At 72.2% G+C, this 12,518-nt stretch carries 14 protein-coding genes; 7 read left to right on the top strand and 7 right to left on the bottom strand.

Translation table 11 applies throughout. From position 1 onward, the window contains the following. Positions 1–115: 115 nt before the first annotated feature. Positions 116–643 carry a gamma carbonic anhydrase family protein gene (locus IE136_RS22155; protein ID WP_189601191.1) on the top strand — a complete coding sequence of 176 codons (528 nt, stop codon included), beginning with the start codon at positions 116–118 and terminating at the stop codon, positions 641–643. Between the two features lie 112 nt (positions 644–755). On the opposite strand, the gene IE136_RS22160 is transcribed toward IE136_RS22155, so the two are convergent. Both IE136_RS22160 and IE136_RS22165 read right to left on the bottom strand, forming a co-directional pair. After that, positions 756–1,439: a DedA family protein gene (locus tag IE136_RS22160; protein WP_158985145.1), complete on the bottom strand. Its 684-nt coding sequence runs from the start codon at positions 1,437–1,439 to the stop codon at positions 756–758. 175 nt (positions 1,440–1,614) lie between these two features. Further along, positions 1,615–2,052, bottom strand: a complete 438-nt coding sequence (locus IE136_RS22165; RefSeq protein ID WP_158994035.1) for a DUF4442 domain-containing protein — start codon at positions 2,050–2,052, stop codon at positions 1,615–1,617. A 151-nt stretch (positions 2,053–2,203) separates the two neighbouring features. Here IE136_RS22165 and IE136_RS22170 point away from each other — a divergent pair, with 151 nt between their 5' ends. Beyond that, the gene (locus IE136_RS22170; RefSeq protein WP_189601192.1) at positions 2,204–3,283 is read left to right on the top strand and encodes a DUF8017 domain-containing protein; all 1,080 of its coding nucleotides are present in this window, start codon (positions 2,204–2,206) and stop codon (positions 3,281–3,283) included. A 112-nt stretch (positions 3,284–3,395) separates the two neighbouring features. Next, positions 3,396–4,736, top strand: a complete 1,341-nt coding sequence (locus tag IE136_RS22175; protein ID WP_189601193.1) for an MFS transporter — start codon at positions 3,396–3,398, stop codon at positions 4,734–4,736. Positions 4,737–4,797: 61 nt separating this feature from the next. Here the strand turns inward: IE136_RS22175 and IE136_RS22180 are convergent, their stop codons facing one another. The 4 genes from IE136_RS22180 to IE136_RS22190 form a co-directional block, all read right to left on the bottom strand. Further along, entirely contained in the window at positions 4,798–5,679 is an 882-nt protein-coding gene (locus tag IE136_RS22180; protein WP_229819018.1) for a spermidine synthase, read from the bottom strand. Positions 5,680–5,898: 219 nt separating this feature from the next. Continuing rightward, positions 5,899–7,068 (bottom strand): elongation factor Tu, encoded by a 1,170-nt coding sequence (gene tuf, locus IE136_RS22185; RefSeq protein ID WP_158985151.1) that lies wholly within the window; start codon positions 7,066–7,068, stop codon positions 5,899–5,901. Between the two features lie 97 nt (positions 7,069–7,165). Next, the gene (locus tag IE136_RS36460; RefSeq protein WP_268247952.1) at positions 7,166–7,291 is read right to left on the bottom strand and encodes a hypothetical protein; all 126 of its coding nucleotides are present in this window, start codon (positions 7,289–7,291) and stop codon (positions 7,166–7,168) included. A 61-nt stretch (positions 7,292–7,352) separates the two neighbouring features. Continuing rightward, positions 7,353–8,051, bottom strand: a complete 699-nt coding sequence (locus IE136_RS22190) for a DNA alkylation repair protein (RefSeq protein ID WP_158985153.1) — start codon at positions 8,049–8,051, stop codon at positions 7,353–7,355. Between the two features lie 68 nt (positions 8,052–8,119). Between IE136_RS22190 and IE136_RS22195 the strand changes: the two genes are divergently transcribed. Then, the gene (locus IE136_RS22195; protein WP_189601194.1) at positions 8,120–8,914 is read left to right on the top strand and encodes a TVP38/TMEM64 family protein; all 795 of its coding nucleotides are present in this window, start codon (positions 8,120–8,122) and stop codon (positions 8,912–8,914) included. Between the two features lie 149 nt (positions 8,915–9,063). On the opposite strand, the gene IE136_RS22200 is transcribed toward IE136_RS22195, so the two are convergent. Further along, complete coding sequence (locus IE136_RS22200; RefSeq protein WP_158985157.1) at positions 9,064–10,233, bottom strand: thiolase family protein; 1,170 nt, start codon at positions 10,231–10,233, stop codon at positions 9,064–9,066. A gap of 118 nt (positions 10,234–10,351) precedes the next feature. Here IE136_RS22200 and IE136_RS22205 point away from each other — a divergent pair, with 118 nt between their 5' ends. From IE136_RS22205 to IE136_RS22215, 3 genes are all read left to right on the top strand, one after another. Beyond that, complete coding sequence (locus IE136_RS22205) at positions 10,352–10,813, top strand: winged helix-turn-helix transcriptional regulator (RefSeq protein WP_158985159.1); 462 nt, start codon at positions 10,352–10,354, stop codon at positions 10,811–10,813. A 243-nt stretch (positions 10,814–11,056) separates the two neighbouring features. After that, on the top strand, positions 11,057–11,932 hold the full coding sequence (locus IE136_RS22210) for an undecaprenyl-diphosphate phosphatase (protein ID WP_158985161.1): 876 nt from the start codon (positions 11,057–11,059) through the stop codon (positions 11,930–11,932). A gap of 338 nt (positions 11,933–12,270) precedes the next feature. Further along, positions 12,271–12,486 carry a hypothetical protein gene (locus IE136_RS22215; RefSeq protein WP_137990668.1) on the top strand — a complete coding sequence of 72 codons (216 nt, stop codon included), beginning with the start codon at positions 12,271–12,273 and terminating at the stop codon, positions 12,484–12,486. Positions 12,487–12,518: the final 32 nt, after the last annotated feature.

Consider the following 12,518-nt stretch of genomic DNA (forward strand, 5'->3'; position numbering starts at 1 on the left):
CACGGTAGTCGCCGCCGTCGTACCTGATCAGTGGGGTGCCCTGTGATGTCCGTCATGGGCCGCCGCTAGGGTGCCCTCAGGCGTGACGGAAACGGCGAACGATCGGGAGCGGACAATGGCAGAGGCGTTGATCAAGGGCGTGGGCGGCAAGGAGCCGAAGGTCGATCCGACCGCCTTCACCGCCCCGACCTCCGTCGTGCTGGGCGATGTCACCCTGGGCGCCCGCGTCAGTGTCTGGTACCACGCTGTGCTGCGCGCCGACTGCGGTCCCATCGCCGTCGGCGAGGACTCCAACATCCAGGACAACTGCACGGTCCACGTCGACCCGGGCTTCCCGGTCACCATCGGCGCCCGCGTGACCGTCGGCCACAACGCGACCGTCCACGGCTGCACGGTCGAGGACGACGTCCTCGTCGGCATGGGCGCCACGATCCTCAACGGAGCGCGTGTCGGCGCCGGTTCGCTCGTCGCGGCGCAGGCGCTGGTACCGCAGGGGATGGAGATCCCGCCCGGCTCGCTGGTCGCGGGCGTCCCGGCGAAGGTCCGGCGCCCGCTGACGGAGGAGGAGCAGGCCGGCATCCGACTCAACGCGGAGATGTACCTGCACCTGGCGAAGGGCCACGCCGAGGTCTTCACCGACTGAGGACACTCCCGGTGGGCCGCGAGGGCTCGCGTACGAGGAAGGGCGCGGCGCCCCTGCCGGGGTGCCGCGCCCTTCTCCGTACCGTGGTACCGCCGTCGTACCGGTGTCGTCGTCAGTCCGCGACCGGGACCGGGACCGGCTCAGCGGCCGGTGCCTCCGCGGTCGTCTCGGCCTTGGCCGCCTCGGCCCTGGCCGCCGCCTTCTTCGCGCGGTTCTTCAGGATCAGCATCGAGGCGAGGCCCATCACGACGGCGAGCACGAGCCCGAGCCACGAGAAGCGCTTCAGCCACGCCTCGGCGACGACACCCACCGAGTAGATGACGGCCGTGGTGCCGCCGGCCCAGAGGATCCCGCCGAAGACGTTGGCGATGAGGAACTTCCAGTACGGCATGCGCAGAACGCCGGCGAGCGGGCCTGCGAAGATCCGCAGCAGGGCGACGAAGCGGCCGAAGAAGACCGCCCACATGCCCCACTTCTCGAAGGACCGCTCGGCCATCGCGATGTTGGCCTCGCTGAAGTGCTTGGGGAACTTCTTCCCGAGCCAGGCGAGCAGCGGCCGGCCGCCCCGGCGGCCGATCGCGTAACCGATCGAGTCGCCGATGATCGCCCCGGCCGTGGCGCAGGCGCCGAGGACGTACGGGTTGATGTCGCCGTGCTGCGAGGCGAGCAGCGCCGAGCTCACGAGGACGATCTCACCGGGCAGCGGGATGCCGAGGCTCTCCAGCCCGATCACCACCCCCACCAGCGCGTAGATGGCGACCGCGGGAATCGTCTCCAGCCACTCCTGGACGTGCAACGCGGGTTCCTCCCGTTTCGACCCTCTCGGCCCGAAGCCGCGGCGCGCGCGGCGTCGCGCACGCCGGGGCAGCCTACCTGGTCACGGAGAGCGGACGCCCGCCCCTGGGGCCCGGGCGCACGACCGCCCCCGCGCCCGGGGAAACGGCGCGGGGGCGGAAGGCGGCGGCCAGGGGTCAGGCGTTCGGGCGCAGGGTCCAGACCACGGTCATCTCGCCGGTCACGGCGCCGTCCTCGCGCGTGATCTCGATCCGCACGGGGAACTCCGGGCGCTCGCCCGCGTCCAGCTCGGCGACGACCTCGGCGGCCGGGCGGCCGAGCGTGGCGGTGGCCGTGACCACGCCCATGGCGAGCTTCTTGTACCCGATCTCAGCCTTCACGGCGAGCGGCACGGCGCGGCCGAGCTGGTCACCGAAGGCGGCGAGGACGATCGCGCCACTGGCCGACTCGGCCAGCGTGAACATGGCTCCGGCGTGCGGGCCGCCGACGTGGTTGTGGTAGTCGGCCTGGTCCGGCAGGCGGACGACGGCACGCTCGGAAGTGGTCTCCAGGAACTCGAGGTTGAGGGTCCTGGCCATGGGGACCGTGGCGGCGAGCATCTCGCCGACGGACATCTGGTCTGCGCTCATGGGCCGATGTTACCCACGAGTAGGAGGGATGGCCATCCCTGCGGCGCCCCATGGTCCGCCTCCCCGAGCCCTCCGGACCCTCTCCGGCGGGGCCGGGCGTAGCAGCCTTCCCGTCGCACCCCTATGGTTACTGGCCATGTGGCCAGGACAGCAGCCGCCCGGGGGCGAGCAGAACCCGCAGGACCAGAACCCGTATCAGCAGCCGGGTTATCCCCAGCAGCCGAACCCGTACCAGCAGCCGGGATACCAGCAGCCGCCGACGCAGCCGGGTTACCCGCAGCAGCCGCCGACGCAGCCGGGTTACCCGCAGCAGCCGCCGGCCCAGGCCGGTTACCCGCAGCCCAACCCGTACCAGCAGCCGACCGGCCCGCAGTACGCGGTGCCGGGGCCGCCGCAGGGCGGACCGGGTGACGGCAAGAAGAAGCAGACGACGCTCATCGCCATCGGCGCCGCGATCGCCGTGGTCGTCGCCGCCGGGGTGACGGGCTTCCTGGTCCTCGACAAGGACGACGACAAGAACACCCACGCCGGCGACGACCCCAAGCCCTCCGTGTCGGCGCCGACGTCCGCCGCCCCGTCGCCCTCGCTCGACAACCCGCGTGACGACGCCGGGCAGCAGCCGACGATCCCGGGGTGGAAGGTCGTCCACAACCCGAAGTACGGCACGCTGTTCGACGTACCGCCGGAGTGGGAACTGCTCAAGCCCGGCTCCATCACGTTCTTCGAGGACGAGAAGAAGGGCGACGGCACGCCTGTCGTCACCATGTCGGCGCCCGCGCGGTTCAAGAGCAAGTGGTGCACCTTCGACACCGACAAGAACGGCACCGAGGAGACCTGGGGGCTGAGCACCGCGGGCACCAAGGGCGGCCAGGGCGCCAAGAACACCTCGGAGGCGGCGTTCAACGAGGCCGGCAACTGGGTGTGGGCCGGTTACGCCCAGCACATGCCCAAGGGCACCATCAAGATCACCAAGGCCGTCCCGTACACGACCAAGTCGGGGCTCGTGGGCAGCATGTCGACCGCCACCGCCCCGGGCATCAAGAAGCGGAACAAGTGCGAGTCGGACGGCAAGTCCATCGCGTTCTCCTTCAAGAACTCCAAGGGCGACTTCTCCTCGTTCGTGCTCTACGCGGCCGACGGGGTCAAGGACGAGCTGCCGGACGCCACGATCCAGCAGATCCTCTCCACCGTGCGGCTGGCCCCGGCGTCGTCCTGACGCCGACGGTCCGCGCACGTGCGGGGCGGCGGCGTCCCGGGCGCGGCGACCGGGCCGAAGACGTCCGGTAATCGGTTTGGCAGGAGGTGGCGGCGACAGGGATAGTCCCGGGGTGAGAACCTCCGCCGCCTCCCCCCGCACTCCGCTGCGCTCCCGCCGCCCCGAGTGGGCGGGCCGCAACTATCTGCTCCTGACCGCCGCCGCGATCGTCACCAACCTCGGCACCCACGGTGCCCTGATCGCGGCGGCGTTCGCCGTTCTCCAGTCCGGCGGCGACGGCGGCGACGTGGGCCTGGTGGCGGCGGCCCGCACCCTCCCGCTCGTCCTCTTCCTGCTCGTCGGCGGCGCGGTGGCCGACCGGATACCCCGGCACCGGGTGATGGTCGCGGCCAACGCGCTCAACTGCGTCTCACAGGCGGTCTTCGCCGTCCTCGTCCTCACGGGCGACCCCGAGCTGTGGCAGATGATGCTGCTGACCGCGCTCTGCGGAACCGGCCAGGCCTTCTTCAGCCCCGCCGCCGAGGGCATGCTGATGTCCAGCGTCAGCGGTGAACAGGTCAGCCGCGCCTTCGCGCTGTTCCGGATGGCGATGCACGGCGCCGGCATCGGCGGGGCCGCCCTCGGCGGCGCGATGATCGCAGCGGTCGGCCCCGGCTGGGTCCTCGCCATCGACGCCGCGGCTTTCGCCTTCGCCGGGGCGCTGCGCGCGTTCCTCGACGTCAGCCACATCGCCGAACGCAAGGCCGGCGGCGGCCTGCTGGCCGATCTCCGCGAGGGCTGGCAGGAGTTCATCGGCCGCCCGTGGCTGTGGTCGATCGTGGCCCAGTTCTCCATCGTCGTGGCGTTGGTGGGCGCGGCCGAGTCGGTGTACGGGCCGCTGGTCGCCCAGGAGCATCTGGGCGGTGCCCGGCCCTGGGGGCTCGCGCTGGCCGCCTTCGGAGTCGGCACCCTCGTGGGCGCGCTGCTCATGATGCGCTGGAAGCCGCGCCGGATGCTGCTCGTCGGCACCCTCGGCGTCTTCCCGATCGCCCTGCCCTCGGCCGCGCTCGCGGTGCCGCTCGACGTGGCGGGTCTCTCGGTCGCGATGTTCGTCAGCGGTGTGGCCATCGAGGTGTTCGGCGTGGCCTGGATGACGACGCTGCACCAGGAGATCCCGGAGGAGAAACTGTCCCGGGTCTCCGCGTACGACTGGTTCGGCTCGACGGCCATGCTGCCGCTGTCCACCGCGCTGGCGGGTCCGGCGGAGAGTCTCTTCGGGCGGCGTGAGGCGCTGTGGGGCTCGGCGACGCTGATCGTGGTGGTGACGGCCCTCGTCCTGCTCGTCCCGGACGTACGGAACCTGACGCGCCGTACGAAGGAGGTCACCGGTCACGCCGACGGTGCCGTACCCCTTCCGGGGCCGGCGGCCACGATCGCCGACGGCCACGGACCCAAGGATTCCGCGACCACCTGACGCCGTCGAGCCGGCCGCCCGGCGGCCGCCACCACCGCCACGGCGGTCGCCGGGTCGTCGCTCAGCCGACGCTGAAGGCCCCGCCCGGCGGTACGGGGGACGGCACCGCGTCCGCGTCGCTCACCGGGCGGGCGCCACCGATGAGGCGGGTGAGGGACGCCCCGTACTCCACCCGCGCGGGGAAGGCGTCCGCCGCCGTGCGCCGGGAGAGGCGGGCCATGTCGATCTCCCGGTCGGAGGCGACGAGGACGGCGTTCCCGAAGCGCCGGCCGCGCAGCACGGCCGGCTCGGCGATCAGCGCGAGTTCGGGGAAGACTGCGGCGAAGGTGGCCAGTTGGGAGCGGAGGAAGGCGAACGGCGACCCGTCGGCCAGGTTGGCGGCGTAGGTACCGCCCGGCCGCAGCACCCGCCGCGTCTCGCGCGCGTACTCGGCCGACGTCAGGTGCGCGGGCACCCGCGAGCCGCCGAAGACGTCGGCGATCAGCACGTCCGCCGACGCGTCGGGCGCGTTCTCCAGCCACGTACGGGCGTCGGCCCCGTACACGGTGATGCCGGAGCCCTCCGGCAGCGGCAGGTGCTCGGTGACCAGGTCGAGCAGCGCCCCGTCGGCCTCGACGACGTGCTGACGAGAGCCGGGTCGGGCGGCGGCGACGTAACGGGGCAGGGTGAAGGCCCCACCGCCGAGGTGCAGCACGTCGAGCGGGACTCCGTCGTCGGCCACGCCGTCCAGGACGTGGGCGAGGCGGCGCGCGTACTCGAACTCGAGATGCGTCGGCTCGTCCAGGTCGATGTACGACTGGGGTGCGTCGTCCACCGTGAGGAGCCAGGCCCGGTCCCGGTCGACATCGGGCAGGAGCCTGGCGGTGCCGCCGTCGACCTCCCGGACGACGGGGATCTGCTCGCCCGCGCTCTCGTTCACGCCCTCGTTCGCGCTCTCTTTCACGCCCTCATTGTGCCCACACGGCGGCGACGGCCTCCGCTCGGGCGGCGGCCTGGGCCCGTCCGGCGCGCGCGGCCGGACCGCGGTGGGCCGGATCGAGCACGCCCCGGACGAAGGCCTGCGCTGACCCTCTCCGCGTCATGGCCCGACTCTGGCGCAGGGGGGTCGGCCCGCGTCCCGCGGGGTGCGGAATGCGGGCCTCCGCCCGTCTGTCGCTCTCCGTCAGCCGACGGTGGTGACGGTGCCGGCCCCGACCGTGCGGCCGCCTTCGCGGATCGCGAAGCCGAGCCCCGCCTCCAGCGGTACGTCCCGGCCGAGTTCGACGGTCATGGTGACCGTCTCACCGGGGCGCGCGACCGCCGCCTCGCCGAGGTCGACGTCGCCGACGACGTCCGCGGTCCGGATGTAGAACTGCGGCCGGTAGCCGGTGGAGACCGGGGTGGTGCGGCCTCCCTCCTTCCCGGACAGGACGTACACCTGGGCGGTGAACCGCCGGCTCGGCACGACGCTGCCCGGCGCGGCCACGACGTGGCCGCGGCGGACGGCGTCCCGCGCGACCCCGCGTAGCAGCAGGGCCACGTTGTCCCCCGCCTCGGCGGACTCCATGGGCTTGCCGAAGGTCTCGACGCCGGTGACGACCGTCTCGGTGCCGGGGCCGAGGATCTCCACGCGGTCGCCGATCTTCACGGCGCCGCGCTCGATCGCGCCGGTGACGACCGTGCCGCGACCGGTGATGGTGAGGACGTTCTCGACGGACATCAGGAACGGCGCGTCCACATACCGCACCGGCATGGGCACATACGTGTCCACCGCGTCGAGCAGCGCCTCGATCGCCCCGGTCCAGCGCGGGTCTCCCTCCAGAGCCTTGAGGCCGGACACCCGCACGACGGGGACGGTGTCGCCGCCGTAGCCGTGCGCGGTGAGCAGCTCCCGTACCTCCAGCTCCACGAGGTCGGTCAGCTCGTCGTCCCCGGCGTCGGCCTTGTTGAGCGCCACCACGATGTGGTCGACGCCGACCTGACGGGCGAGCAGGACGTGCTCGGCGGTCTGCGGCATGATCCCGTCGAGCGCGGAGACCACGAGGATCGCCCCGTCGAGCTGGGCCGCGCCGGTGACCATGTTCTTGACGTAGTCGGCGTGTCCGGGCATGTCGACATGGGCGTAGTGACGCGTGTCGGTCTCGTACTCGACGTGCGCGATGTTGATCGTGATGCCGCGCTGGGCCTCCTCGGGGGCGCGGTCGATCCGGTCGAAGGGCACGAACGTGCCCGTCCCCCGCCCGCTGAGGACCTTGGTGATGGCGGCGGTCAGGGTGGTCTTGCCGTGGTCGACGTGGCCCATGGTGCCGATGTTCAGGTGCGGCTTGGTGCGCACGTATGCCGTCTTGGGCATGGTTGTTCGCTCATTCCTTGAGCTCGAAGCGTGAGGCGGGACCCCGGGGCCGAACCGACCCTCCCCCTGCGGGGTCCGCCGGACGATCCGGGGAGGGTCAGCTTCGGGCGCCGTCGAGTGCGACAGCGCAGAGCGCGGCAGGGCAGAGCACGGAGAGGACGACGGCAGCCTCCGGCACGGCCGCGACTGCGGGCCGTGCTGCGAGGAAGGCGTACCGGAACATGCCCACGATCATGGCGTGGCGGGTTGCCGGCGTCGAGCGGTTTTCGTGGCGTCGGAGGGTGTCAGACGTTCTTGAGGGCCTCGCGGACGGAGAGGGGTGAGAGGCGGGTCCGGTGCTGCGCCACGAAGGCGTGGACCTCGTCGGGGGCGGTCTTGGCGTATTCGCGCAGGGACCAGCCGATCGCCTTGCGGAGGAAGAAGTCGGTGTCGCCGGAGCGGCGCAGGCAGTGGGCGAAGAGCCGTTCGGCGTCGGTCGACGCCTTGAAGCGGAGTTGGTGGAGGAGGGCGGTGCGGGCCACCCACACGTCGTCGTCCTCGATCCACTCGTCCATTCGTACGGCCAGTGCCGGATCGGCGGCGACGAGACCGCCGACCACGTGAGCGGCGAGGTGGTCGACCGTGTCCCACCAGGAGACGGTGGTGACGAGCCGTCGGGCGACGGGCAGGAAGCCCGAGGAGCAGCGGGTCACGTACCGCCGGAGGTAGTCGACGGCGAAGTAGTGGTACTCGCGCTCGGGGAGGGCGAAGCAGCGCAGGGCGACGGCCGCGCAGTCGGCCTCGTCGGGGCGAGGGATGCCCTGGAGGACCGTACGGGACAGGGCGCGCCGCTCAGGGGTGCGGATGCCGAGGAAGGGGGCGACGCCCTTCATGTAGGCGATCTGCTCCTGTGCCCGGAAGGGGTCACCGGCGGTGGGGTAGACCTCCGTGAGGCGGGTCAGCACGGTGTCGGCGAGAGCGCTGTCGGGCACGGCGGTCGTCATACGGTTCACGGTACGGCGTATGACGGACATGACGGCGATCACCGGTGGTTGTCGGTTAGTCTCCCCGGATGCTCGACCCCGTCACCCGGCCGCCGGGCTCCGTCGCTCTTCGCTGCTCCCGGGCGCTGCTGTCGCCCTGGTCGCGACTCTCCCTGCTCGCCGTGCTGCTGCTGAGCGCGGCGACGACGGTGGTGCTGTACGAGCCCCAGCGGCTGCTCGCGGCGGGGTGGCCCCCGCAGATGAGCGGTGCGGGCGCGGTCGTGCTGTTCGGGCTCGCGTACGGGCTGTGCACGGCGGCGTTCGTGCCCCGGCCGATCCTGAACCTGGCGGCGGGCGCGCTGTTCGGTACCCAGGCGGGGCTGGCGTCCGCGGTGGCCGGAACGGTTCTGGGGGCCGGGATCTCGTTCACCCTCGGGCGGGTTCTGGGGCAGGACGCGCTGCGGCCGTTGCTACGGGGCCGCTGGCTGAAGGCGGCGGACGGGCAGCTGAGCCGGCACGGCTTCCGTTCCATGCTGGCGATCCGGCTCTTCCCGGGGGTGCCGTTCGCCGCCGCCAACTACTGCGCGGCGGTCTCCCGTATGGGATACGCGCCGTTCCTCCTCGCGACCGGGCTGGGGACGATCCCGAACACGGCGGCTTACGTGATCGCGGGCAGCGAGGCCGGTTCGCCGACCTCGCCCGCGTTCCTGATCTCGATGGGGTTCATCGTCGTCTCCGGCCTGACGGCGGCGATCGTCGCCTGGCACAAACGCCACAGCCTGCGCTCGGCGGGACCGTCCGGGACCGGGGCCGTACGCGGGCCCGGCGCCGAGGCCGAGCGCGCGCCGGCGGGCGTGGGAGCCGGGGCGGCGCGGAAGCCGTAGGCCGCCGGAGAAGGCGAGCGGCCGCGTGCTTCGCCGGGAGGGGGAACACGGGCGGGGCCTCCCCCACCGACGGGCTCTCGCGACGGTGGCGGTCACCGCCCCCTCGGTCCGCCGCTCCGACCGAAGCAGGCGCCCCGGCCCCCAGCGCCTCAGAGTGCCTCGACGATCATCGCGTTCGCCAGTCCGCCCGCCTCGCACATGGCCTGCAGGCCGTACCGGCCGCCGCGGGCGCGCAGGGCATGGACCAGCGTGGTCGTCAGGCGGGTGCCGCTGGCGCCCAGCGGGTGGCCGAGGGCGATCGCGCCGCCGTGGACGTTGACCTTGGCCGGGTCGGCGCCCGTCTCCTGCTGCCAGGCGAGCACCACGCTCGCGAACGCCTCGTTGATCTCGAAGAGATCGATGTCGCCGAGGTCGAGTCCCGCCCTCCGCAACACCTTCTCGGTCGCGGGGATGACGCCGGTGAGCATGAGCAGCGGGTCGGAGCCGGTCACCGCGAAGCTGTGCAGCCGGGCGAGCGGGCGCAGGCCGAGCCGCCGGGCCGTCTCCGCCGCCATGACGAGGACGGCCGAGGCGCCGTCGTTGGTGGGGCTGCTGTTGCCCGCCGTCACCGACCAGTCGATCTGCGGGAAGCGCTCGGCGAAGACCGGGTCCTGGAAGGCGGGCCGTAGTCCGGCCAGGATCTCGGTCGTGGTCGAGGGCCGTACCGACTCGTCGCGCCGGACGTCTCCGTACGGGACGACCTCGGCGTCGAAGAGCCCGGCCTCCCAGGCGCGTGCCGCCTTGGCGTGCGAGGCGGCGGCGAACGCGTCCATGGCCTCGCGCCCGAGGGACCACTTGGCGGCGATCAGCTCCGCGCTGATGCCCTGTGGCACCAGGCCCTGGGGGTACCGCTCGGCGACCCCGGGGCCGAACGGGTCCGCGCCCGGCGGCACGTTCGACCACATCGGGACGCGGCTCATCGACTCGACTCCGCAGGCGACGGCGATGTCGTACGCACCCGAGAGGACGCCCTGGGCGGCGAAGTGCACGGCCTGCTGCGAGGAGCCGCACTGCCGGTCGACGGTGGTGGCGGGGACGGACTCCGGGAGACCGGCGCCGAGCCACGCGTACCGCGTGGTGTTCATGGCCTGCTCGCCGACCTGGTCGACGGTGCCGCCGATCACGTCGTCGACGAGTGCGGGATCGATGCCGCTGCGCTCGACGAGAGCGCCGAGAGTGTGGGAGAGCAGGGCGACGGGGTGGACCTGGGACAGGGCGCCGGTCGCCCTGCCCCTGCCGATGGGCGTGCGGACCGCTTCGACGATGACGGCGTCGCGCATGATGACGGCTCCTCGATCACCTGGTGAGTGGGAGAACTGGACTAACACCTGTCAGTAACATAGCCCAGTGGGTTTGAATCTCAAACCCTTCCGTGCCCGACTCCCTTAGGCTGGGCCCATGAAGGCCGCTCCCCGCCCCTGCTCCATCGCCGACACCCTCGCCCTCGTCGGCGAGAAGTACTCGCTGCTGGTGCTGCGCGAGATCTCGCTCGGTGTGCGCCGCTTCGACCGGATCGCCCGCAACACCGGAGCCCCCCGCGACATCCTCACCACGCGGCTGAAGCGGCTGGTGGAGGCCGGGATTCTCGAGAAGGTGCCGTACAGCGAGCGTCCGCGGCGGTACGAGTACCGGGCCACCACGGCCGGCGAGGAGCTGCAGCCCGTCCTGCTGACGCTGATGGCCTGGGGCGACCGGCACGTGAATCCGGCGGACCGCCCGGTGCTCCTGGAGCACAGCTGCGGCGAGGTGCTCAGCCCCCGGGTCGTGTGCGCGTGCTGCGGCGACGAGGCCGACACCGCGAGCCTGACCCCCCACGTCCGGGCGCCCGGCTGGACGACGACAGGGCCCGTGGAGACCTGAGGCCCTGGCGGACCGCGGCCCCGTGGAGACCTGGGAACGGGGCCGTCACCGAAGGACGGTACGCTGCGAAACGAACGGCGGTGGATCTCCGATCCGACCGCCTTTCGTCGTGAGCAGTCGTGAGCATCGGCGCACCGCGAGCGGGTCCATCGACGGAACCCGGAGTGAGGCCCGCTGCGCGACCCGCGCGACGCGCGTGACCTTTTCTGACCGCACGAGCACATTCGGGACGGCCCTAGCCCCATGAGTTGGTTCGAATCATTCATCCTCGGACTCGTCCAGGGGCTGACGGAGTTCCTTCCCATCTCCTCCAGCGCTCACCTCCGCCTCACGGCCGCCTTCGCGGGCTGGCAGGACCCGGGCGCGGCCTTCACCGCGATCACCCAGATCGGCACGGAGACCGCCGTCCTGATCTACTTCCGGAAGGACATCGCGCGGATCGTCTCGGCCTGGTTCCGCTCGCTGCGCGACAGGTCGATGCGCGCCGACCACGACGCCCAGATGGGCTGGCTGGTCATCGTCGGATCGATCCCGATCGGCGTCCTCGGCGTCACGCTCAAGGACCAGATCGAGGGCCCCTTCCGTGATCTGAGGCTGATCGCCACGACTCTCATCGTGATGGGCATCGTCCTCGGCGTCGCGGACCGCCTGGCGGCCCGCGACGAGATCGGCGGCCGGCACCGCGCCATCCGCGAGCGCAAGACGCTCAAGGACCTCGGCGTGAAGGACGGCCTCATCTTCGGCGTCTGCCAGGCCATGGCCCTGATCCCGGGCGTCTCCCGCTCCGGCGCGACCATCTCCGGCGGCCTGCTCATGGGCTACACCCGCGAGGCGGCGGCCCGGTACTCGTTCCTGCTCGCCATCCCCGCCGTCCTCGCCTCGGGCCTCTTCGAGCTGAAGGACGCCGGCGAGGGAGGACACGTGTCCTGGGGACCGACGATCTTCGCCACGATCATCGCCTTCGGTGTCGGTTACGCCGTGATCGCCTGGTTCATGAAGTTCATCACGACCAAGAGCTTCATGCCGTTCGTGATCTACCGCGTCCTGCTCGGCATCGTCCTCTTCGTCCTCGTCGGCACCGACACCCTCAGCCCGCACGCGGGCGAGTCGGGCCACTGATCCTGCGGGCGGGTCTGCGGCGGAGCCCGTCCGCGGTCGGCGGGCGGGGGTCGCGCACACCGGCCGGCGGACGGGCTCGTGACCGTTCGGGCGGGAACCGGGTTTCGCGCCGGAGCGGGACGGGTGCCGGACTCGGGGACTCTCCGGCGACTCCTCTCAGGTGCGCCTCACCCGAAGGGACGGGACGATCCTCCCGCCGGGACCATCGGGCCGCGAGGGCGCGTACGGTGCCGGCCGGCGCATCCCGTTCACACCCCGTGTGATCGTGTGACCTTCGATCTCCGGGGTATGGGCGCATCCGGCAGGCGGGGCACCGACGGCCGTCGCACCCTGGAACCATGGCCTGGCAAGCACCCATCGTCGTTCACCGCCCCTCCCCCGGCGGCGGGCGACGCGTCACCGTCCGCGGGCAGATCGTGGGCCTCGCGCACAACGACACCGACCTCGTCGAGTTCCTGCGCCGCGCCGGTCTCGAGGACGCCGACATGATCCTCGACGACCCCCACCTGGTGGAGTGGCGCGGCGGCCGGCCGCACCGCTGGGAGGCCGCCTAGGCAACGCCCACGCGACGCCGGGCGGCGACGTC

It is taken from the genome of Streptomyces lateritius (assembly GCF_014649715.1).
Classification (GTDB): domain Bacteria; phylum Actinomycetota; class Actinomycetes; order Streptomycetales; family Streptomycetaceae; genus Streptomyces; species Streptomyces lateritius.

Excerpts from the sequence above, each read along its gene's own strand:
- IE136_RS36460 (WP_268247952.1), bottom strand. The coding sequence starts at position 7,291 with ATGTTCCGGTACGCCTTCCTCGCAGCACGGCCCGCAGTCGCGGCCGTG.
- IE136_RS22155 (WP_189601191.1), top strand. The coding sequence starts at position 116 with ATGGCAGAGGCGTTGATCAAGGGCGTGGGCGGCAAGGAGCCGAAGGTC.
- tuf (WP_158985151.1), bottom strand. The coding sequence starts at position 7,068 with ATGCCCAAGACGGCATACGTGCGCACCAAGCCGCACCTGAACATCGGC.
- IE136_RS22205 (WP_158985159.1), top strand. The coding sequence starts at position 10,352 with ATGAAGGCCGCTCCCCGCCCCTGCTCCATCGCCGACACCCTCGCCCTC.
- IE136_RS22165 (WP_158994035.1), bottom strand. The coding sequence starts at position 2,052 with ATGTCCGTCGGCGAGATGCTCGCCGCCACGGTCCCCATGGCCAGGACC.
- IE136_RS22170 (WP_189601192.1), top strand. The coding sequence starts at position 2,204 with ATGTGGCCAGGACAGCAGCCGCCCGGGGGCGAGCAGAACCCGCAGGAC.
- IE136_RS22200 (WP_158985157.1), bottom strand. The coding sequence starts at position 10,233 with ATGCGCGACGCCGTCATCGTCGAAGCGGTCCGCACGCCCATCGGCAGG.
- IE136_RS22210 (WP_158985161.1), top strand. The coding sequence starts at position 11,057 with ATGAGTTGGTTCGAATCATTCATCCTCGGACTCGTCCAGGGGCTGACG.
- IE136_RS22195 (WP_189601194.1), top strand. The coding sequence starts at position 8,120 with ATGCTCGACCCCGTCACCCGGCCGCCGGGCTCCGTCGCTCTTCGCTGC.
- IE136_RS22215 (WP_137990668.1), top strand. The coding sequence starts at position 12,271 with ATGGCCTGGCAAGCACCCATCGTCGTTCACCGCCCCTCCCCCGGCGGC.
- IE136_RS22190 (WP_158985153.1), bottom strand. The coding sequence starts at position 8,051 with ATGACGACCGCCGTGCCCGACAGCGCTCTCGCCGACACCGTGCTGACC.